At 41.6% G+C, this 22,970-nt stretch carries 21 protein-coding genes; 4 read left to right on the forward strand and 17 right to left on the reverse strand.

Features of this window, described 5'->3' with window-relative positions; genetic code table 11:
• Positions 1–382: 382 nt before the first annotated feature.
• From CZ794_RS12720 to CZ794_RS14205, 17 genes are all read right to left on the reverse strand, one after another.
• Complete coding sequence (locus tag CZ794_RS12720) at positions 383–2,578, reverse strand: DEAD/DEAH box helicase (protein ID WP_087041963.1); 2,196 nt, start codon at positions 2,576–2,578, stop codon at positions 383–385.
• Positions 2,578–4,035, reverse strand: coding sequence for a Hachiman antiphage defense system protein HamA (locus CZ794_RS12725; protein ID WP_087041964.1), 1,458 nt, complete (start codon positions 4,033–4,035; stop codon positions 2,578–2,580). The genes CZ794_RS12720 and CZ794_RS12725 overlap by 1 nt, the downstream gene beginning before the upstream one ends.
• Positions 4,032–5,165: a ComEC/Rec2 family competence protein gene (locus tag CZ794_RS12730; protein ID WP_087041965.1), complete on the reverse strand. Its 1,134-nt coding sequence runs from the start codon at positions 5,163–5,165 to the stop codon at positions 4,032–4,034. The genes CZ794_RS12725 and CZ794_RS12730 overlap by 4 nt, the downstream gene beginning before the upstream one ends.
• Positions 5,166–5,438: 273 nt before the next feature.
• Positions 5,439–6,464, reverse strand: a complete 1,026-nt coding sequence (gene tdh / locus CZ794_RS12735) for an L-threonine 3-dehydrogenase (RefSeq protein WP_087041966.1) — start codon at positions 6,462–6,464, stop codon at positions 5,439–5,441.
• A 63-nt stretch (positions 6,465–6,527) separates the two neighbouring features.
• Positions 6,528–7,718, reverse strand: coding sequence for a glycine C-acetyltransferase (gene kbl, locus CZ794_RS12740; RefSeq protein WP_087041967.1), 1,191 nt, complete (start codon positions 7,716–7,718; stop codon positions 6,528–6,530).
• A 404-nt stretch (positions 7,719–8,122) separates the two neighbouring features.
• Positions 8,123–8,614, reverse strand: a complete 492-nt coding sequence (locus CZ794_RS12745) for a hypothetical protein (protein WP_087041968.1) — start codon at positions 8,612–8,614, stop codon at positions 8,123–8,125.
• 38 nt (positions 8,615–8,652) lie between these two features.
• Positions 8,653–9,255, reverse strand: a complete 603-nt coding sequence (locus CZ794_RS12750) for a hypothetical protein (RefSeq protein ID WP_087041969.1) — start codon at positions 9,253–9,255, stop codon at positions 8,653–8,655.
• Positions 9,256–9,413: 158 nt separating this feature from the next.
• Positions 9,414–10,298, reverse strand: a complete 885-nt coding sequence (locus CZ794_RS12755; protein WP_087041970.1) for an N-acetylmuramoyl-L-alanine amidase — start codon at positions 10,296–10,298, stop codon at positions 9,414–9,416.
• 107 nt (positions 10,299–10,405) lie between these two features.
• On the reverse strand, positions 10,406–10,657 hold the full coding sequence (locus tag CZ794_RS12760; protein WP_087041971.1) for a hypothetical protein: 252 nt from the start codon (positions 10,655–10,657) through the stop codon (positions 10,406–10,408).
• A 14-nt stretch (positions 10,658–10,671) separates the two neighbouring features.
• A complete protein-coding gene (locus CZ794_RS12765) occupies positions 10,672–11,169 on the reverse strand; it encodes a type II toxin-antitoxin system HicB family antitoxin (protein WP_087041972.1) in 498 nt (165 codons plus the stop codon).
• Positions 11,162–11,425, reverse strand: a complete 264-nt coding sequence (locus tag CZ794_RS12770) for a hypothetical protein (RefSeq protein ID WP_087041973.1) — start codon at positions 11,423–11,425, stop codon at positions 11,162–11,164. The genes CZ794_RS12765 and CZ794_RS12770 overlap by 8 nt, the downstream gene beginning before the upstream one ends.
• Before the next feature lie 199 nt (positions 11,426–11,624).
• The gene (locus CZ794_RS12775) at positions 11,625–12,368 is read right to left on the reverse strand and encodes an MOSC domain-containing protein (protein WP_087041974.1); all 744 of its coding nucleotides are present in this window, start codon (positions 12,366–12,368) and stop codon (positions 11,625–11,627) included.
• A 196-nt stretch (positions 12,369–12,564) separates the two neighbouring features.
• Positions 12,565–12,978 (reverse strand): ribosome silencing factor, encoded by a 414-nt coding sequence (rsfS, locus tag CZ794_RS12780; RefSeq protein WP_062843658.1) that lies wholly within the window; start codon positions 12,976–12,978, stop codon positions 12,565–12,567.
• Positions 12,979–13,107: 129 nt separating this feature from the next.
• The gene (locus CZ794_RS12785; RefSeq protein ID WP_087041975.1) at positions 13,108–14,025 is read right to left on the reverse strand and encodes a nicotinate-nicotinamide nucleotide adenylyltransferase; all 918 of its coding nucleotides are present in this window, start codon (positions 14,023–14,025) and stop codon (positions 13,108–13,110) included.
• 357 nt (positions 14,026–14,382) lie between these two features.
• Positions 14,383–16,530 carry a phosphate acetyltransferase gene (pta, locus tag CZ794_RS12790; protein ID WP_087041976.1) on the reverse strand — a complete coding sequence of 716 codons (2,148 nt, stop codon included), beginning with the start codon at positions 16,528–16,530 and terminating at the stop codon, positions 14,383–14,385.
• Positions 16,531–16,675: 145 nt separating this feature from the next.
• On the reverse strand, positions 16,676–17,908 hold the full coding sequence (locus tag CZ794_RS12795) for an acetate/propionate family kinase (RefSeq protein WP_087041977.1): 1,233 nt from the start codon (positions 17,906–17,908) through the stop codon (positions 16,676–16,678).
• Positions 17,909–17,948: 40 nt separating this feature from the next.
• The gene (locus tag CZ794_RS14205; RefSeq protein WP_256958977.1) at positions 17,949–18,071 is read right to left on the reverse strand and encodes a hypothetical protein; all 123 of its coding nucleotides are present in this window, start codon (positions 18,069–18,071) and stop codon (positions 17,949–17,951) included.
• 522 nt (positions 18,072–18,593) lie between these two features.
• Here CZ794_RS14205 and CZ794_RS12800 point away from each other — a divergent pair.
• From CZ794_RS12800 to CZ794_RS12815, 4 genes are all read left to right on the forward strand, one after another.
• The gene (locus tag CZ794_RS12800) at positions 18,594–18,929 is read left to right on the forward strand and encodes a lipoprotein (protein WP_087041978.1); all 336 of its coding nucleotides are present in this window, start codon (positions 18,594–18,596) and stop codon (positions 18,927–18,929) included.
• Between the two features lie 121 nt (positions 18,930–19,050).
• Positions 19,051–20,418: a diaminopimelate decarboxylase gene (lysA, locus tag CZ794_RS12805; protein ID WP_087041979.1), complete on the forward strand. Its 1,368-nt coding sequence runs from the start codon at positions 19,051–19,053 to the stop codon at positions 20,416–20,418.
• Between the two features lie 318 nt (positions 20,419–20,736).
• A complete protein-coding gene (dapF, locus tag CZ794_RS12810) occupies positions 20,737–21,624 on the forward strand; it encodes a diaminopimelate epimerase (RefSeq protein WP_087041980.1) in 888 nt (295 codons plus the stop codon).
• Between the two features lie 233 nt (positions 21,625–21,857).
• A complete protein-coding gene (locus tag CZ794_RS12815) occupies positions 21,858–22,874 on the forward strand; it encodes a tyrosine recombinase XerC (protein WP_373407939.1) in 1,017 nt (338 codons plus the stop codon).
• Positions 22,875–22,970 lie beyond the last annotated feature (96 nt).

The following is a 22,970-nucleotide window of genomic DNA, read 5'->3' on the forward strand; positions in this document are numbered from 1 at the left end:
ATCTTAGATAATAAAAAAGGTGGGCTTCGGCTCACCTTTTTTGTGTTTGGAGTTTGGAGTTTGAATTTTGAGTATTTAGGGTAGGTTGGTGTGGAGCATGCGACACCCAACGAACTATATGGGAGCTAATCCTGCTTTTCGCTACTATCTTAGCCGTCTACTGGAGCGGTGACTAAGGTGAGATGCGTTCCAACATTCGAGCGATCACCTCTAACCAAGTCACCGCAACTCAGTAGCCATCTAAGTATATCCGCTGCAATCAGGGCTAAACCGAGTCTCAAGGCAACTAGTGTATTTTTCCAAAAGTTATAGGTACTCAATTTTCTTTTTCAATGAAGCTGAATTTAGTCTATGAGGTAGATTAAAGTCACTTATATTCTTCTTACATATAAGATATAGCTTTTTGGACAAAATCTACTTCAATATCTGTTAAAAAGTCTAATGAGCTAACATTAATATTATTTAAATTTTTAATAACCGAATCAATACTTTCAATATTCTCAAATTCAATATTACTTAATAGCTTCTTGGATATTTGGCTAGGAATTCCAAATTCTTCTAATGAATTTATAGCTGAAGGTTGATAGAAATTTTCTATTTTTGATGCGAAAATCTTATAATCTCCAAATTTAAAACCATACTTTTTGAAAGTTTCTTCCTGTATATCATTAATTGCATATATAATTTTGGGTAAATTATAATTAACCACATTTTTTTTAAAGTTAAATATCCGATGTACAGAATCATCAGCAGGGTAATCTGGATTACGGCTATACCAGTATTTAAAATCTGAATGAATTAGATCTTTATCACTTTCCTGATGAATAATTTGATTTAATTTTACATATAGCTGTTCTTTAGATACAACACTTCCTCCTCCCATTCTTGATATATTAAAATATTCAAAAAGTATCTTTGCTAAATGTCTTAATTCAAGGCTTGAAGGATACGCACCATCCCATCTCATTAAAGCATTCCACTTAAGTCTATTTTTGATTAAGTCATTAGCAAATTCTATTAGTTTATCCGGATCTATACCTTGGTGCTTCATTATTAGAGTAGTTGAAATAGTATCTTGATCGTAGAACTTTTTAACCCTAGCTTTATTTATTTCATTTATTTCATCACCCATGTGGAGTAAGAGTGAGTCTGAAGCATTCTCGCTTTGAGTAATTACCGGTATATCAACTAAAGGTAACTTTTCTTGAGGGCTTCCTCCTAATATGAATACTTCACCAACAAAGTGTTCAAACATTCTCCCTGAACGACCAGCGATATTATTGAAGGTAAACATGTCTAGTTTTGTTGTACGTGTAATACAATCATCGTATATGATTATATTCTTAGCATTCGTATTAACGCCTTCAATTAGCGTTGAAGTGCAGACTAAAATATTAATTTTAGATTGATTAAAAAGTTCAATAATCTTGGCACCTATAGCTCTTGGTATTTGTCCATGATGATAAGCTATGCCATGTTTTAAACCATCCACTAATGACCATTCAGAATGAAAATTTTCAGATAACCAAGCAGATAGACTATCGTTACTATGAATACGAGATAATAAGCTTGAACCTAATAATTTACGCATTAGTAGACTTGTTCTTTTAGGTGACTTACAATAAATAACAGTTTGTTCATTAGGATCTAGTGACTCTATTATTTTATATAATATAGTATCTCTTTCAACATCTTTAACTGTGTCACTTCCACTCAAATTTAAAGGATAGTACCTCTTATTAGTTGCAACAGTTATATAAGAGTCAAATTTTAAGAAACTACATCTTAGCTCATCTACTATTCCTGAAGTTAAGCCATTAATGTTTGGTCCAAGCATATAAAATCTATTACATTTTGAATACAAATTTTTTAAAGCTAGGTTCAAACGATCACAACGCTCATCATTATTGTTAGTTGGTGCTAGCTTATAAAATTCATCAATAATGAAAAAGTCAACTAATAGATTCTCGTTATACTCTAAAACTCGTTCTTGGGTAAATATATAAATATTTCTTTCATCAGAATCTTGGTTGACTTGAGTAATTATTTTGTAGAAATCTTTATATTTAAATAGTTTTTTCTTTAACTCATCTATCAAGGCTATTGTAGGCACAACAATAACTATATTGTTGAAAACATTACTAGAAACTAAGGCTTCAATAATTAAGCTTTTACCAAAACTAGTGGGAGCACTTAGAATAATATTTTCACCATTCATTATCCTATGGAAAACTTCTGCTTGACGGATATGGAAAACCATATCCTCATCTTGAGGAGTAGTGAAGATACTACGTCTTAATTTGTCCTTGGAGCTCAAGTTAGTTTCAATATAAGGGAATAGTCCTAGCTCACCAAGTAAATGGTCTAATATAAAATCTTTGCTTATTTCATCTCTTCTTTCCAATGCACGGATTACAATGTCTTGAACTAAGTGATTATTAGTATGACTATTAAATTCATTCATTAATGAAATTAAAAAGGTATCCCAGTCATTAAAAAGTGGATCGTTGACTTGATCTCTAGCCTTTATATACCAACTGCCAATAACTTCTGTATTTATCTCATTTATAAAACTCATTAGTATAATTCCTCCAATAGTGCATCATTAAGTACTTTAATATCAGATACTGGAAAATAAAATACACGTAGGTCTATAAATTCAATTGGATCTTTGTTAAGACCGTTTTTTAGAAGTCCTCTACATGTTTGAACATGTTCATTGAATAAGTTCAAAAACTTTTCTTTATCATAATCAGCTACTAACTCACTATTATGCATAATGAAAACTGGAATAATAATTTTGTCAAACCTCTCCTCTAATTTTAAGCTTGAATCAGATAGTCTTCTTAGTTTATCTTTGTGTGGCCATGATTCATCAATTTTTGCATTGAGCATAAATAATCTGTTTTTAAGAGATTGTACTTCCCTAATATATCTTATACTTGTGATTGCTGACTGAATACCATCTTCAATATTTGCACTGACTGAAGATGCTCCAAGCCATAGTTCAAGACTATCAAAATTTAATACAGCGTGTGTACATGAGAAGATCTTATTGTTCATATCAAATATTTTGTTAATTATAGGGATTGTTTTACATGACTCTCTAATAGCTATATGTAGACATAGATCACCTAATGCATTTAAATCATCTTTAGGATAGTTTAATCTGGCATGCTTAAATAAACCCCAGTCACTTCCTGAAAAATTTATCTGCTCTTTTAGTGTTAGACAGTAATCAATGATCCAGTCATGCACAGTTTCTGTAAATGAATTAATATTCCATTCTCTAAATGTAAACCCAATATCAACTCCTTTAATATTAGGATACTCTGCATTACAGTCTATACAATATTTAAATGGTGATTTTGGATGTTCTGGAGGCTGATAGTCTATGCCTTCTTGAATACTTACATCTATTTGGTGTTCTTGAAAAATATTCAAAAGTAAAGGATCGTTTAATAAGTCCTTGATAGATGTCGTATATAAGGTATTGTTTCCCTGCTGTATCCTTAGTATTCCAATACAACTATTATTATATATTATTGGAGATCCAGACATTCCACCATATTTACTGACGGTGTTTGATTGTGATATTTCAAAACTATATTCTCGGTTATCAACGTTTTCATAGTTATTAGTTATTTTTGCATTCATTGGTGCGTGATAATGTTCTTTTTCAACAGGATAACCACATACCTTCACATCACTATTTAAACCCACACTCGTAGAATAAAGTGTTATGAAATTATTTAAGGGCTCATCTGATATCTCTAAGATGGCTATATCATATTGTTCATTAAAATATGTACAGTTAGTAATGATATATTCCTCCTCGACATAGGAGTCACTGGATGTATATATCCTTAAGTCAGTTGAACCTCTTATTACATGGTACGCTGTAAGTAGTAAGTTCTTAGAAATTGAAAAGCAAGTACCTCTTTTACTTACTCTACCTTCATCTGCTTCAAACCATGATTCTATAATATGTATAGAATCGAGTTTATACTCTTCATTTAGCTGCTGTTCACTCACAGTTCAACCTCACCGGTATCCATACATAAATTAATATTTTCATAACTTTCATAAAGTTCATGCGTAAACCAAGTTGGTATATTTTTTAAGTCATAATTAAAGTAAATATTAGTTTTAGTATGTTGGTTAATTACAGCAATTCTCGCAAGTGTTTCTAAATGGGGATGACCATGAGATTTGCCGTTTGTGCTAATAAGGTATTCCTGACAGTCGATTCTTTCCAATAGCGCGAGACTAGTATTGTTTCTACTACCATGATGAGATATCTTGACGGCATCAACTTTTATCTTATCTATCTGGTTATTATCAAGCCAAGAAATGACTGTTTCAGCATGACAGTCCCCAAGATAAAGTATTCTCTTATGATTATGTTCGATTAAAAAAGAGAAACTACTTTTATTCGTTAGAGAGCTATCAGGAACAAAAGGTTCGTTGGCTAAAGACTCAATACTATTAACCTTAACCGAGGATATTAGAGTCGTATGAGCTGTTGAATTTTCAAAACTTTGAATATATGCTTCGAAGCTATTAGCGAAGGATTTATTTATAATTTTAGGTCTTATACCTCTTTCGTCAAGCTTATACTGCCAGTTATTCTTGAGTTCAGACAATGTTGCTGAGTCTGGGCCGATAACCTCAAATTTCAGAGCTCCAATGTCAAAATTCTTAGTATTTTCTATAAATATAGCTTGGCCTGAAATAAGCTCGTTGCACTTTAGTGATTGTTTATTAAGAATATATGATAATGAGGCACCCTCAGAATAACCTATATTTTCTTTATCGCTTGAGGGTATACATTCATTAGCTAAAGCATTGAGCTTTATGTCAACACGCCTATCAGATTTATCCGTATCATCTAATTCACTAAATAATTGTTCAACCCCGTTAAAATATACTTGTTCAATTTCAGGGCATCCTTCTGCTTCAAGCAACTTAATAATTCCATTAGTATGATCGTTATCAATATGCGTAATGATTAATAAGTCAATTTTTTCGAATTGTCCAACAATATTCTCTTTCCATGTATCGAAAGATTGAGCTGTTCCACCATCAATTAAGACAAAAGTATTTTCTGTCTGTATTGAAATGCAGTCGCCATTATCAGCTTTGTACATTGTTATTTTGAACATACTTTTACATACGATGAAAGATTAACTAATATTAACACCAAACTTTTATTGAAGTATGGATATTATTACATAAGCTGCTACTTCTACTTTATTTTTACATTTCATATTTTGGTTTGTTTGCCCATAAGTGTATTTATAATTAACACGCTTTTAAGCCTCAGCAATCAATTCACTTTTTAACCTCAAAAAAAACGGCACTGAAATCAGTGCCGTTTTATCAGTCATGAGAATTTAAACCCTAACCACGACTCCTCAAATGCTGAATCGCCAAAATCAATCCCAGCTTAAAATTACCTTACCGCATTGCCCACTTTCCATGATATCAAAGCCTTCTTGAAAGTCATCGATGTGCATACGATGGGTAATGATGGGCGTCAAATCAATACCGCTAATCAGCATTTGCTCCATCTGATACCATGTCTCCCACATCTCGCGCCCATAGATACCTTTTAAGGTTAACGCCTTAAAGATAATCTTGCTCCAATCCACCGTGGTGGTGTTGGGTAAAATGCCCAAGAGCGCAATTTTAGAGCCGTTATACATATTAGTAATCATCGAATCAAAGGCCTGAGGCGAGCCTGACATCTCAAGCCCAATATCAAAGCCGTGCATTTTTAACTCAGCAATGGCGCCTTCGATGGTTTCACCCTTGGCTGGGTTGATGGTCATCGTCGCGCCCATTTTTTTGGCAAGCTCTAGGCGATAATCACTGATATCACTGACCACAATGTTACGCGCCCCAGCAAATCGGCAAATCGCCGTTGCCATTGACCCAATCAGCCCCGCACCCGTAATCAGCACATCTTCACCCAGTACAGGGAATGAAAGGGCAGTATGAGTGGCATTACCAAAAGGGTCCATAATGGCTGCCATCTCATCGCTGATGCGCTCATCGAGTTTGATGACATTATCGGCAGGGATCACCAAATACTCGGCAAACGCGCCATCGCGGTCAACGCCCACGCCGATGGTGTTTTCGCACACATGCAGCTTACCACGGCGGCAGTTACGGCAATGTCCGCAAGCGATATGGCCTTCGCCGGTGACGCGGTCACCCACTTCCAGATGCTTGACGCCATCGCCCATCTCACTGATGATACCGACATATTCATGTCCGATAATCATCGGCGTCTTGATGGTGTTTTGTGACCACTCATCCCACTTATAAATGTGCAAATCTGTCCCGCAAATGGCGGTTTTTTTAATTTTAATTTTTACGTCATTGATGCCGACGGTCGGTTCTGGCATGTCTTGCATCCAGATGCCTTTTTTGGCATGAGCTTTAACCAGTGCTTTCATATTTTTCTCTTATTTCTGTACGTTGTATTTTATTGTTAAATCTAGATAAATACCGAACGACGCTTAATCAATCACCTTCATTTGCTTGGCGACTTTGATAAAGGCGGCGATACACTGGTCGAGCTGCTCGCGAGTATGGGCAGCAGAGAGCTGGACACGAATGCGAGCTTCATTTTTGGGTACGACAGGGTAGAAGAAGCCAATCACATAAATGCCTTCTTCAAGCAGTGCGTCTGCCATTTGTTGCGAGACATTGGCATCATAGAGCATCACTGCACAAATGGCTGATTCGGTGGGCTTGATATCGAAGCCTGCCTCTTGCATTTGCTTCACAAAATAGGCGGTGTTTTCATGCAGCTTGTCTTGTAGGGTATTGTCTTGTGACAGCATCTCAAACGCTTTTACCCCAGCGGCAGCCACCATAGGAGGAATGGAGTTTGAAAACAGATATGGGCGTGAGCGTTGACGGAGCATCTCAATGATTTCTTTTTTACCTGTTGTAAAGCCGCCAATCGCACCGCCAAATGCCTTGCCCAAAGTACCCGTGATCAACTCAACATCACCGCGCAGATCAAACAATTCAGTCACGCCGCCACCAGTGCGACCGACGACACCTGCTGAATGCGACTCATCAATCATCACCATGGCATCATATTTTTGTGCGAGCGCATAGATCTCATCCATTGGCGCCACATTGCCATCCATCGAAAACACACCATCGGTCACAATCAAACGAAAACGCTGTGCTTGCGCCGCTTGCAGTTGCGTCTCTAAATCTTGCATATCCGCATTGGCATAGCGATAACGCGCCGCTTTACAAAGGCGCACACCATCGATGATTGAAGCATGGTTTAACGAATCAGAAATAATAGCATCTTCGCTGGTCAAGAGTGGCTCAAAGGCACCGCCATTGGCATCGAAACAAGCGGCATACAAAATCGTGTCTTCGGTATTAAAAAACTTAGAGATCGACGCTTCTAACTGCTTATGCAAGTCTTGCGTACCACAAATAAAACGTACCGATGACATGCCATAACCTGAGTTTTCAATGGCTTCTATAGCCGCATTTTTAATCTCAGGATGGTCAGACAATCCAAGATAGTTGTTGGCACAGAAGTTCAGCATCTCACGGCCATCCGTGATTTTAATCATGGCATTTTGCGGAGAGGTGATGATGCGCTCATTTTTATATAGTCCTGCCGCGCGTATATCGCTGATTTCTTGTTGTAGATGTTTTTGAAAAGCTTGGTACATACATATTCCTTGTTACTATTATTAGAGTCTGCATGAGTGTGGGTGTTAGCAATGCAGATATTAGGACTACTAATAGGATCAATCATTAAAGCCGCCCATCATCCCAGCCTTTAGTAAGGCCAATGATATGAAGTGAACAATGATGCTATCTGTCATCCGTAAGTGCTGATTTTATCATTAGCCCGTCGCAATAAGTAGCCCAAGTAGCAATCCTATGTTGAGTAACAGTCGTTCTGCATGGCTGAGGATGCTTTTTGCTCATCTTTTTTAGAATCAACCATGACTTATATCTCCTGATACTCTGTACTACTTAATAAAAATCATCTTTGCCAGCATACTGCATATTTAGCGCCTGTAAAAAAGGCGAGTCTATGCTCACCTTTTTTGCGATTGGAGTTTGAGTACTATTTTATACATTCCGTATTGCTGTTTAAACTCACCTTTTTGAGCAGTTCAAACTTGTTTGTGTCCGCCTGTTGCTTATATTCTTGAGAGCGTAGATAGCCTATGGTTTTCGTATAAAAACTCACTTGCGTTTGACGCTCATCAATCTCAGAAAACACGGTATATTCTGTAACATTAGCACCTTCTACAATACCCAATTTCGCTGATTTGTTCTGTCTATCTAGACTTGACGACACGCTGACATCAGGTGTGGTATTGGTGATGGTGACGGGCGTACCGTTTGTATAAACAGTGACAGGATAGCTGACGCCACGTCTGGTTGCGCATCTTAAGTAGTAGTCTTTTGCGTTGGCATAGGCATCTACATAATTGATAGGTAATTGAACCACGTGCGGTGTGGTTTTTTCTAGCTTATCCAAGCTGCTGGTCGTCGCACAGCCAACGACGGAAAGTGACAAGGCAAATAGAGACAGTATGGCAACTTTATTCATGGTGCAAGATCCAAGTACGGTAAATGACAGAGGTTGAGTTAATCGATTTTTTGACTAATGATTTTGTCTTTTAGGACAATCGAATCTCTGTCCATTCTAGAAAACCGATCATCTTGATCGTAGGTATAAATCGCGATACTGCGGTTGCCTTTGCTACCCTCAAATACAGCGATATAATTGGTATCGGCTTGATAGTTAATTTTAGGCAGAGTGATGCTACTGTCGTTCCAAATATTAATCTGTCCCAGTTCGACCACATGTTCGCCTGCTGGGATTTTAACGGCAGCTGTTGCCATTTTTGCCGCATGGAGATACCATCCAGAGTTGCCGAAAAATGAGTTAGAAAACTTTTTCACTGGCACACCATCAACCGCGTATATGCCATAGGGGTTGGGGGCTTGGGCGCTGGCCATGCGATAGTCTCTGACGACTTGCAAATTGGTAAAAGTTGCATACTTCGTGTTCTGGTCTTTTATGAGCTGATTTGAATAGGCGTCGATTTTTTGAGCGTCAGACAAGCCGCTAACATCAAGTTTGGTACTGGTTGCTGCTGAATTTGAGGTGGCGGTGCTATTCATCGTAGTGCAGGCACTAAGTAAAGCAGTTGATACCGCAATACTAAATAGATATTTTCTTTGCATAGTTTCTCTTATATATAGAGTAGACACTTTGTCTTTTTTCGATCTTATAAATGATCATTAAGGCAGGGCAATGACTGATAAAAAGGACTTTTTATCAGGTCGACATTAGTATAGTTTATATTGATAATTTTGGTCTATCTAATTTTTTTTAAAACCTTTTAATAAAAATCATCCCGACCAGCATATTTCATATTGAGCGCCTGCAATATCGCATAGGTTTCGCTATCCATCACACCTGTGGGTTGCTGCGGTCTAAAATGCAATTGAAACGCATAAATGACATCACGGCTGGGTTTGTCCCACTCATCGCTATTATTGATTTGATAGCCGTATTTGCGAAAGGCTTGCTTGATTTCCTGCACGCTTGGCGCGACCAAGGTACGCCGACTCATAATTTCTTGCTTGTCCGCTTCATCATACCAAGCGCCAATGCCATACTCTTTATACAGTCGCTCCCACGGGAATTTTGCCCCAGGGTCTATCTTGCGCGAGGGTGCCATGTCCGCATGACCGATGATATTTTTGGGTGAGATGTCATAGCGCGTGGCGATATCTTGCACCAGTTCTGCGACTTTCTTAATTTGTAACTCGCTAAATTCGACATAATGCTCATAAGGATGATAGTCGAGCGTACTGTTTTTTAGCGCGTCTCGATATTCGGGTTTAATGCCTGCGTTGACGATTTCGATGCCGATGGAGGTGTCATTTAATATCGTCCGACCTGAAAATCCGCCATCACCTGCATGCCAAGCGCGTTCAGATTCTGGTACGAGGTTATAGATTTTATCGTCGTCTTTGTCCAAGATTAAGTAATGGGCGCTTACATTGCCCGTGGTCAATGTTTTGATTGAGCGCTCGTTGTCTGAGACCGTATAATGTAGGACGATGGTTTTGATACGCTGGCTTTTGCCTGTCGATTGATAAGTGTCACTATCGACGCTATAGTGTTTGGTCGTTGCTACGTGCGGGGTAGTGGTCGCACAAGCCACCAAGGAGAGTGCTAATCCACAGGCTAATGCCGTCGATATAATATTTTTTACCATGAGACTCTCTAGATTATAAAAAAGTTAAATACAAAAAAGGTGAACTAAAAAGTTCACCTCTCTTTTATAAAATAAGAATTTTGAATTTCTTGTTCATTAAAGATATCCTAATCTGTTAGACAGCTAGCATCAACAGCATTTTCAGTATTTTCATCTACTTTTATTAGGTTTATAGCATTAAATTCAATTATTAATCCTTGAGTAGATTTATCTTCAGTATTAGATTTTATTTGTCCACCTGTTATATCTGGAATAATTACTGCTAAATAGTGACCCTCTGTGATCTCTTCATTTTTTAAGATAAGTTCTGTCAACTCAGTCATTGTATATACAGCTTCAATATTTTTATCTTTAGTCATAAGTTTTACCTCTATTACTGTACAGCTTGGGAAACAGTAAATGTTTTAGGCTCAATTGAGTATTCATAATCAAAATCAATCTCAGAGCCTACTGTAGAATAATTTTTGGGATGAGTAAATTGTTTAATAAACGCTTCTTTATCGACAAAAACGAAACTATCTTTAAGCGTTTTCTCATCGAAATATTCTGTTATACATTTAGAGATGAAGCTATTTAAAGTAATACCTAGTATATTAGATTCATGAATACTTTTACGATGCATGGCTTCGGACATGCGAACATTAAAAGTACCACTACAAGGTCTATCAGGAGACTTACCTTCTTCTATACACATCTCCAGATATTCATCAACTGCTGATTCAAATGAGAGTTTTAATTCTTCTAGTGTCTCACCATCATACATAATAAGGTCTTGAATCATTTGAACCTTACCAAATAGACACATATCTTCCGTACTGAGATCTATAGAGCCAGTATAGCCTTTATAAGAAAAATGTTGTTTATTACTCATCTTCTAGCCAGACCTTATTGTCGTTAAAATGTTGAATAACTTCACGTATATAACATCTCTTCATCACTTTCTCAGGATGAGGTTCATGAAAAAGCATAGATAGACTTGTACTTTTATTTATAAACTTTCTTCCAGAGCCACCTTTAGCGTTGGATACTAAGTAGCCATGTAAGGACATTATTTTGACAAACTCATTCCATGTAAAGTCAGAAGGAACAGTTTTGAATCTTTTAACTAGTTTTTCTGACTTAGACATATAGTACCTAATAGGGCATGTTAGTTGCAACTACTTTGTAGTTGCATATTTATTATTGACGTCATGAACACAACATGTTGTGTTTTTTTATATATGAAGCACAACATAATGAATCTTTATAGTAGTTTATAAAAGACAAACATAAAATGCTAGATTGATTTTGCTAAGATACTATGCTAGAAAGCTAACGTCTGATTTATCAGTATAAGTCCTGACGAACCTTTTTACTCAGCACCTTTTTCCAACTGTCTTCCAAACATTCAATCTCAAGCCATGGCTCAATCACCTCAGCGTCAAACTTCTCTTTTGAATTAGACAATTGCCAAAGTGTCTCTAGCGTAGCAAACGGATAGGGGCGTTCGACTAAGTACACAGGTAAGTCCGCGTTAACCATGCCATCACGCACCACTTGAAAATACCAGCCCGAGATACCTTGCTTACTGACCCAAGATGCGATGTTTGGCACTTTGGTAAATTGTCCGATTTGGTCATTGATCTTGTAGCACGGACGGCGCGGTTGGACGATGCGCAGTTGCACGCTATCTTCACCACCTACTTTATCTTCACCATATTGAAAAACGTCGCCGATACAGACGGTAGCCTCGGTCATCTCAGGCAAGCCATTGACAGCTTCGGTCGTGAGGTTTTCGCCCAGTGTACCGACGTCTACCCTTAGACCAAACTCAGCGTTAATTTTGTCGTAAGTCGCAGGTGCTAGCTGATGCACCGCTTTTAATGGGCCGCCGTGATGCTTGCGATCGGCTTGCTCATCAGTGGTCAAACCCATAAAGTTGACGGCGACAGGGGCGTCAATTGGACGTTTATCAATGGCGCTCAACTCTTCACGAGTGAAGGGCATGGCTTTGCCAGCGCGGACACATACTAAGTTGGCCACATGCATTGGTAATGTCAGTTTAAGGTTTGGGTTGTGGGCAGCAGACATAAGCAATCCTTAGTGGTAGGTGAGCGCAGAACAGCGTTTGCGCAGTAATAGTGATAAGGATAATAGCAATCTATCCGACAATTATCTATTCTAATGGCTGATTATCATTGTAGATATGTCCAAATAACGGCACAAAAAAAGACCAGAAACGGTCTCTGGTCTTTTTAAGGCAATAAGTATATCGAATTCGATATACTTACTTGTTTTTGTTGCGACGGCCTGCGGTTTTCTTTTCACGCGGGGTTGCAACCAGCTCAGCCAACTGATCAGGTGATGACCATAGGCCTTCTAAGTCATAGAACTCGCGGGCTTGTGGTGTCATCATGTGCACAACAACCGCACCCAAATCGATCAACGTCCAGTCAGAGTCGATACCGCCTTCACGGCCAAGTGGCATAAAGCCAGATTTTTTGGCTTCAGCACCGACGCTATCGGCCATGGCGCGCACATGACGCTTCGACGTACCATCAGCGATGACGATGTGTTCCATCACGTCAGTCAAATCTGCTACATCCATTACAGTGATGTTTTTCGCTTTCATATCGTTCAGCGCACTGTCTACAAGGGTCAAACACTCTTTTATGCGTTCTTCAGTCATGGTATTGGTCATAAATTTTAATCTCTTGAATCGTAAATATGTAAAATAAAAGGTAAAGCATTAATAGGGATTGTCTAATTGACCATTTGTCGCCAGCCGTATGTACAGACAAATGGGCAAAATGACAAAGATAAGGCGATTTTAACGGAATTGAGCAGCAGAATATAGCTGATGGGCGATAATATAGTGATAAACAGCCGGATTTAGCCATTTAGGTAACGGATTGGTGGCAGTATGGCTCATGATATCATTTATTGGTGGTATAGAGGTCATTTGCCTGTCGGCTGCTTGCATTATATTCAATCGATCTTGCACAGACTGTAGCTGCTCACGTATCTGAGTGCTCGACACGGCTGCAACAGGCCGCGCGTCTATATAAATATGGCCTTGAGGCGTGCTTTTCAAGCCAGTATTCGTCGCAAGCGCTTTAGTAATGGGCATGACTAGTTCTGTCGGTGTGCCAACAACCAGTGGTTGTAGCGGCGCGGGCAGTTTGGCTTGAATGGTGTTTGTGTTCGGCATATTGTCTGGGTCTGGCAGAATGTCATTATCCACATCATCTTTATCCGCACCATCTTTATCAAAGATGCGACTGACATGACTGCGACTAAAGATCCAAAGATTGACATGATTCGTCAGCGCCAGCCCTTCTTTCCAATGTGGCAAGCTCAGCGCGCTGTCCATACCAATGATAAAGATCAAACTGTCACGTGGATAGCGCTGTCTTAATGTACGCACACTATCGATGGTATAAACAGGCGGCGTTTGCCACAGCTCAAGCTCATCAATCTGAATAGGTGTCTTTTGGGTCGCCAGCTTTAACATTGCTAGACGATGGTGAGGGTCTGTGCTTTTTTGCTTAAATGGGGAACGTGAGTTTGGCAATAATGACACATGCAGGTCGCGCTGCTGCCCCTCCGCTATCGGTAACAAGCGCTCATACACGTACATGGCCATTTGTATATGACCTTGATGCACAGGATCGAACGAGCCGCCCAAGTAAGCACGAATGGCAGGCCTAGAGGTTTTATCATCGAGACTGTCAGTGGTATTTGGCATAGTTTGGCACAGATATGGTTTATCGTAGATATGGTTTGGCACGGATAGGGAAGCAAAAAGGCGAAACAGAAAGTCGCTATTGTAAAGGGCGCAGCAGCATCTGTCATTAAAAGCCCTCAAAAGTCATCAAAAATGAACAATAAAAAACCGACCATCATGACGACAGTCGGTGATATAAGATCTGGTTTTTAATCAGCATAATAAAACTAAAAATAATACGATGTGGCTGAGATAGATTTTTCAAAGCTTCTGTCACACTTGCGAACAGCCAGTAAGAAAAATCCATTTCAGTAGTACAGTGTTACTTATGCATTACTCTTATTTATCATTGACCAGATAGCAATTAAGCTGTAGCGATCAAATCTCATCGCTATAAGCTTGGATGGCCGTCAGCGCGATGGTATAAATAATATCATCGACCAAGGCGCCACGTGACAAGTCGTTCACAGGCTTGTTCAATCCTTGCAACATGGGGCCAACACTGACGACATTAGCACTACGTTGTACGGCTTTATAAGTGGTATTACCTGTATTGAGGTCTGGGAAAATAAAGACGTTGGCTTGTCCAGCAACCGGTGAGTCTGGCGCTTTTTGTTTGCCGACGCTCATGACTGAGGCGGCGTCATACTGTAGGGGGCCATCGACCTTTAGGTCTGGTGCGCGCTCACGCACGATTTGAGTGGCACGAGTGACTTTTTCGACATCTGCACCGGCACCTGATGAGCCAGTAGAGTAGCTGATCATCGCAACTTTTGGATCAATACCGAAGGCTGCCGCCGATTGCGCGGACTGAATAGCAATCTCAGCCAGCTCTTCTGCGGTTGGATCAGGATTGATGGCGCAGTCACCATAAACCACCACTTGTTCAGGCAATAGCATAAAGAAGATGGACGATACCAAAGAGTATTGCGGTGCTGTCTTAATCAACTGAAACGCTGGACGTACGGTGTTGGCAGTGGTATGAATCGCTCCAGAAACCAAGCCATCGACTTCGTCCATCTGTAGCATGGTGGTACCCAAATACACCGTATCTTTGAGATACTCAGCAGCGACATCTTCACTGGTTTTGCCTTTACGGCGCTCGACGACGGCAGCGATATATTTGCTCATATCGAGATCATCAGGATCGATGATCTCTAGTCCTTCTGGAATGACCAAATCACGATTTTTGGCCACTTGTTCGACGTCGCTACGCTTCGCAAGTAGTACGCAATTGGCGATACCGCGACTCTGACAGATACAGGCGGCTTCGACCGTGCGCGGCTCAGACCCTTCTGGCAAGACGATACGTTTTTTGGCGGTTTGTGCTTTTTTGACCACTTGATGACGAAAGGCAGAAGGAGACAAGCGTCGCTCATAATCACGGCTGAAATAGTCTTTAATCCAGTCCAAGTTTAGATGTGCTGCCACGTAACGAGCCACTTCTTCCGCACGTGCAGTGTCATCACTTGGAATCTCAGAGCTCATGTGTACCAAGCTCTGTACGGTCTCATAACTGTCATCTTCCACACTCATGACAGGGATACCCGTTTTGAGCGCTGATTGCCACAATTCCGCAACGGTTGCACTTGGCTCAACGCCGCCTGTCAAGACCAAACCTGCTAGCGGGATGCCATTGATACAGGCCAAGCCAGCTGCCAGCAGTAAGTCATCACGATCACCAGGGACGACGATTAACGTGCCACGTTTGAACACCTCGTCGACGCGGGCAACGGAGCGGGCAGTGAGGCTGATACGGTTAATACGGCGCGTTTTTGCTTCACCCACATTGAGCCATTTGGCATCAAGCTCAGTGGCGATGTCCCAAGTACGTGGCACAGAGAGTGAGTCACTAAAAGGCACCACACCGATTAAGCGAAAGGCATCAGTGTCAAAATGAGGCGACAAGCGTTTTACTTCTTGCATGAACCAGTCATCCAAGTGTACAACGGCTTCACCTGGTGCGACCGGCTGGGTGTCAAAAGTATTGGGTACGTCTTGTACCCGCATCAAAATCACCCCAAGCGTACGCGCAGTGGCAATACCACCAAACTCACGAGCGTGAACATCAAGCTTGTCGGCCAGATAGGCAGGATTGCTGGTATCAGCCGTACTGACAAAGATAATTTTGGCATCTAATGCATGAGCAATGGCACGGTTGATTTGTGAGGCGTAAGACGTCTCAGTGGTCGGCACCAACCCTTCACAGATAACGACGTCATGACCATCACCGATGGTATGATAATTGATGACCACTTCTTCCATCAGATCATCAAGGTTACCATCACCAATCATGCGCTCAACGCGCTGACGGCTGATGGATTTGGGCGGTTTTAGCCCAAAAGCGTGCATGGTTAAAGCACTTGAGCTGTCCAAGCTGCGCTGCTTATCAAGTGTGTCATCTTGCAAAAACGGTTTCATAAAGCCAGCTTTGATACCGTTGTAATCAAAAGCACGAATCAGTCCAAGCGCGGCTGACGTCACACCGATACCGCGACTAATGGGAACAAGTAAAATGGTTTGCATAGTGTATCCTACGGTTTATTATATTTTTAAGGCTCAATTCATCCTTGCCACAATGTGTAAAACAATGCATCAAACACAGCGCTTCTCATCATATGATTTACCAGAAGCGCAGGTTTTAAAAGCAATAAAACAATCGAAATGGATCTTAAATCAAGTCTAGTGCTTCACGCGTCTCTTGAGCAATGCGACCTTCTTCGTCGGTTGGTATGACCCATAGCTCAAAGTTACTATCGCTACTGTGGAAGCTGCCTTCATTACCGCCGACCAAATTTGCGTTCTTATCTGCATCGACCTTAATACCAAAATGACGCATCACTTCTAAAATGCGCGTACGTGTGCTGACCGAGTTTTCTCCAATACCGCCAGTAAAGACGATACCAGTAAATTCAGGCAACGCACAGCTCAAGCTGGCAAGGTATTTACCCACGCGGTAACAGAACATCTCGATAGCGAGCTGGGCGTCTTTGTGACCTTCTTTGGCGGCTTGCTCAACGGTACGCAAGTCATTCGACAACCCTGAAATACCCAGCAGACCGCTTTCTTTATTAAGCATGGTATCGATGTCTTCTAAACTCATACCCAGCTGGCGCTTTAGATGAATATGTAAACTTGGATCGACATCGCCGCTGCGCGTACCCATCATAAGCCCCTCAAGTGGTGTCAAGCCCATACTGGTGTCAAGACTCTTGCCATCGTAGACCGCAGTCGCAGAACAGCCATTACCCAAATGTGCTGTTAACCAACCATGGGTACCGCTTGCCTCTGTGATACTACTTGCACGCTCGGAGACGTAAGCGTGAGACGTACCATGAAAGCCGTAACGACGGATTTTATGCTCTTCGTACAGGATTTTTGGTAGTGGATAGCGAAACGCCACAGGAGGCATGGTCTGGTGAAACGCAGTATCAAAAACGACGACTTGTGGAATATCAGGATAAATGGCTTGAACGGCTTCAATACCTAAAGCATGGGCAGGATTATGCAGCGGTGCCAATACTTTTAGACGCTTAACTTCGCTAAGGACATGCTCATCGACACGTACCGCTTCAGAGTATTCACGGCCGCCATGAACCACGCGATGACCGACCGCGATAAAATGATATTGCTCTAATAGCTCAAGAATTTTTTGTAGGGCGAACTTATGATTACCACCTGGTATTGAAATTTCAAGCTTCTCGCCGTTTAAAGTAGTGTGTTTGATACGGGCGGTATCGAGTCCTAAGTTTTCGGCCAGACCTGTGATACGAGTCGCATTGTCATCACTAATCAGTGCGTACTTAATGGAAGAAGAACCACAGTTGAGGACTAAGGTAGGATTGGTTAGGGTTGATGTTTCAGAATTTTTGTCATCAAAAGTGTTGGTTAGACTCGCGCTCATACTCTATCCTTAGATTATATTTTTATAAAGATATTCATTCTCAATGAATATCGGTTTGATAAACAAAAACCAGCCACATCCCTGCTGATATACCAATGGCAATGATATCGCTGATTTCAATCACACTTGGGCTGACTCTACTGGTGAGAGCGGGTTCAGTCATGTTAGCGCCTTACCCTAGCTCTATAGTGATAGCCACAAGGCTGACCATAATGTACCATATTTTTGGGGCTATACCATGATAACTATGAGGATTGACACCTAAGATGTATACACATCGATAGTAACTGTACACCGATTGTGGTTAGGGCTGATCAGAGACAATCAGAAAAAATGACACTTAATAAAAATTGTAAGAAAGTTTTTCTAAGTATTAGCCAAAGTATCTTTAACTATGAACATAACCAATAGTATTTAGTAAAAAATTGTTGACTATGTTAAAATTTATTGTTTGTCAGGTTGAGTAAGTATCTCACCAAATTTATTGCCAGTTGTATTCAGTATCAGCATCGCTTTATGTAATAATGCTATGATTTAACGCAGTCCTATTGCTTATAGTAGCAATGGACTGTCCCTATATATCAGTGCTCACTTGTTATAGTGTGAGTGGCACTTGATATTGTTTTACCTATCATACGTTTTTTAACATACTTACATCGCTGTAAGGTCACAGGTTGCCTACTTTATGCTTACTATCCGCCGCACTTCAAAAACCGAGTACGCCAATATGGTTACCATCAGTCGCCGTGCCGTCTCAACGCTTATCATCAGTAGTGTTGTGATACTGGGTGTGTCAGGCTGCGGACAAAAAGGCGATTTATACTTGGCAAATACTGATGGCCAATCAGCGCAGAGTAGCACTGCTGTATTGGACAGTACCAGTCATCCACAAGACGCTGCCTTTGCTGGTATCGATGATGACAACGTTAGTAATGCCAATAACGCTAACAATGTATTAACTACGCAAGACGCGCAGGATTTTGAGCTACCAGAACCGAGTACTGATCCCAACGACTATTAATACCGATTAAGATTTTTTATTAAAAAGCGTGCTTACGACAACATACCCTTGTCTGATGTACGCTCATGCTTTTTGCAGCGTCACTTTCACTTAATACCCTAATTATATTAGAGATGTTCATATGAGTCATTCTGAGTTACCTACTGGCGAATCAGTCACTGTTGAATCTGTCACTACCCAAACTGAGCAAGGATTGTATGTTGATCCTAAGGCTTTGACCAATCACTTGCCAGCCCTGCACTATTGTGATGAGGCGCTGTATATAGAGCAAGTCAGTATTGAGACCATCGCCAAACAGTATGGCACGCCATGCTACGTCTACTCAAAACAGGCCATATTGGATGTTTATCAAGCTTATGCCAACAGCTTCGCCAGCCTAGACCATCAGATATGCTATGCCGTCAAGGCCAACTCAAATCTGGCAGTGCTGAGCGTATTGGCACAAGCAGGCGCAGGGTTTGACATCGTCTCACGTGGTGAGCTGATGCGTGTGGTAGCGGCAGGGGCCGAGGCGTCACGCGTGGTATTTTCAGGTGTGGGAAAAACGTATGGCGATATCGAGTATGCGCTGACCCAAGGCATTGGCTGCTTCAATGTTGAGTCTATCAGTGAGCTGACCCTCATCAATGAGGTGGCACAGACACTTGATAAGTCTGCACCAATCTCATTACGCGTCAATCCAAACGTCGATGCTAAAACGCACCCTTATATCTCAACTGGTCTAAAAGACAACAAATTCGGTATCACGCACGAAGATGCGCTTGCAGTTTATCAACAGGCGGCGGCATTGTCTCATATCGATATCGTTGGTATTGATTGTCACATTGGCTCACAGCTAACGGAAGTTGAGCCATTTGTCGCCGCTTTGGACAAACTCATTGAGTTGATACATAGCCTACGGGAGCATGGTATTGAGCTGCGCCATATCGATTTGGGCGGTGGTTTGGGCGTGCGTTATATCGATGAAAGCCCTGTGTCTATTGAAGAATTCGCAGCAGCATTACTGCCGAAACTAAGCGCGCTTGGCTTGACTGTGTTCTTTGAGCCGGGTCGTAGTATCGTTGCCAATGCTGGTGTTCTATTGACCAAAGTGGATGTGCTCAAGCCTACGGCGCACAAAAACTTTGCTATTGTCGATGCTGCGATGAATGACTTGATCCGCCCAGCATTATATCAAGCAGAAATGGCAGTCATTCCAAACGTATTGCCCAATGCTGGTCTTGATACCAATGGAACAAAAGCATGGGATATCGTTGGTGCGATTTGTGAAACAGGAGATTTTTTGGCTAAAGACCGTTTGTTGTCTTTAGCGGAAGGGGATATCTTGGCAATCACAGGTGCGGGTGCTTATGGATTTACCATGAGCAGCAATTACAATTCGCGTCCACGTGCAAGCGAGGTGATGGTGTCAGAGGATCGTCATCAACTGATCCGCAAACGCGAAACCATTGAATCCTTGTATGCCGATGAAATTTTGTGGCAAGACTAAAAGGCAGTCAAGCGCAGTATTTAGAACCGTTAAAAGACCCATTGTGATCACAGCAATGGGTTTTTTTATGGGCGAGTTTGAGGGCAATTGACGCTGCAATGAGGAAAGTCGTGCTATAGCTAATGGCTCAGATGGCTCACAAAATAAATATAAACCGCCATATGAGCCACACTAGAGAGTGCGATGATGTCAAATATAGCTTTGAGAGACAGTACAACGCTGAGATAACTGGACATTTGATAGCAGTGATAATTATGATTGTATCTGACAGCGTGCTAATATAAGGCATACATAAAAATAGGATAGGATATCAAGGGTATGCTAATAGAATTTACTAAGATGCATGGGCTGGGCAATGACTTTATGGTCATTGATTTGGTGACTCAGCGCTTAGAATTGACCAAGGATTTGGTACAGTTGTTGGGAGATCGTCATTTAGGCATTGGCTTTGATCAGCTGCTTGTGGTTGAGCCACCGATGCGCCCTGACGTTGACTTTAGTTATCGCATCTTTAATACCGATGGTACAGAAGTCGAGCAGTGCGGCAACGGCGCACGTTGTTTTGCGCGTTTTGTTCAAGCGCGTAAGCTCTCGTTCAAGCAGCGCCTGCGTGTTGAGACGGCCAGCGGCATTATCTCTTTGACAACTGACCGTTATGGTTGGGTCGAAGTCGATATGGGTAAGCCCAAATTTGAGCCAAATGAGATTCCGTTTACACCCAGAGCCACCACCAAAATCCAAAATGCCTATCATTTGGATGTCAATGGCACGCCTGTGCAGCTTTATGTTGCCAACATGGGCAACCCACATGCAGTGATCAAAGTTGATGACGTACTCGATGCCGATGTCGAAACATTGGGTAGAGCCATTGAGTCACATCCTGCATTCCCAGATCGCGTCAATGTCGGGTTTATGCAAGTGATGAATCAGCGTCATATTCGCTTGCGTGTTTATGAGCGCGGTGTTGGTGAAACACAAGCTTGCGGAACGGGCGCTTGTGCCGCTGTTGCCGTCGGTATACGCGAAGGCTGGCTTGATGAGGGCGAAGATGTGCGCGCGCAGCTCTATGGCGGCAGTATGATTATCAGATGGCAGCCAGGGTACTCCGTCATGATGACTGGCCCAACCGCCTTCGTCTATGAGGGTGTATTTAGCCCTGATGGGCTGATGGCACAAGCCGGCCTCAAACCTCACTCAGAAGACTAAGCACGTATCGTTAATCATAAGCTGCACGTAGTTAGGTTAATATAAAAGTAGTCAGGTCAATATAAAAAAGTATAGCGAGATTGGTATCAGTTTTTATCGCCTCTGTTAGCGTAAGCACAGTATGCAAGAAAAATTGACGCCAGTCTTGCGTATTAATGCAACGTATCTATTTTATTTGGTATCGACTACACACTGATGATCACGCCAATACTAAGGCAGGTTTTTATATGGTGATGTCCAATCAAGACGAGCAGTCTACGAGCACGGCGCCATGGTTATCAGCTGAGCTGGCAGCGACTGTAGAGTTGGATACCGCCCTACAAGCGCTGTTATCGCCTGTCCATCGTTGGCTCAATACACTGGCCGTGCGTAACCATTCACCGCATACCTTGACGGCGTATTTTGCTGGGCTCAATCAGCTGGCACTGTTTTTGCGCGGTAAGCGTCTGTCATGGACACGCTGTGACAAGCGTCAATTGGCACAACATATCAGCCATCGCTTAGATGAAGATAAGCTGGCGCTGGCTAGTGTGCAACAAGAGCTATCGGCTATTCGCCATTTTTATGGCTGGTTGATTGAAGAGAATTTGGCTCGTATCAATCCAACGACAGGTTATCAGTTAAAGCGTAGTCCAAGACCCCTGCCATCTATCGCAGACGTGGATTTATTGACGCAGCTGCTTGATCAAGACATGCCGGATACCCCTGAGCAAGCCCGTTTGTGGTTACGCGATAAAGCCATGTTTGAGCTGCTTTATAGTAGTGGACTACGCGTTGGTGAGCTGGTCGCACTGGATATGGCAGATGTGGACTTGTCTGATTTACGAGTGAGAGTGACAGGTAAAGGAAACAAAACGCGTTTGGTGCCTTTGGGTGCTAAGGCTGCACAAGCCATCATGCGTTATTTACCGCACCGTGATTTATGGGTTGAGCAGCAAGATACAGCATTGTTCATCAGCGAAAAGCTGGGCACCCGCTTATCAACGCGTGCCGTGCAACAACGCTTAAAGGTGGCGGCGACTCGTGCGGGTATCGCGCAAAACCTATATCCGCATTTACTACGTCATTGCTTTGCCTCACACATGCTGTCGGGCAGTGGCGACTTACGCGCGGTTCAAGAAATGCTTGGACACAGTGATATCAGTACCACACAAATTTATACCCATGTTGATTTTGCTAAATTAACACAGGTTTATGACCGCGCTCATCCGCGAGCAACGCATGCGCAAAATGAGAGCGAGAGTTTTTAAACTTATTTATATAACTTTACACCTATAGTGAGCTCAGTATAAAAGCGATACAGCGAGACTGGAATGCGTTTTTCGCAGCCTCTGTCTGCGGAGGCA

Source organism: Psychrobacter sp. JB385 (genome assembly GCF_900163785.1).
In the GTDB taxonomy this organism is placed as follows: Bacteria; Pseudomonadota; Gammaproteobacteria; order Pseudomonadales; family Moraxellaceae; genus Psychrobacter.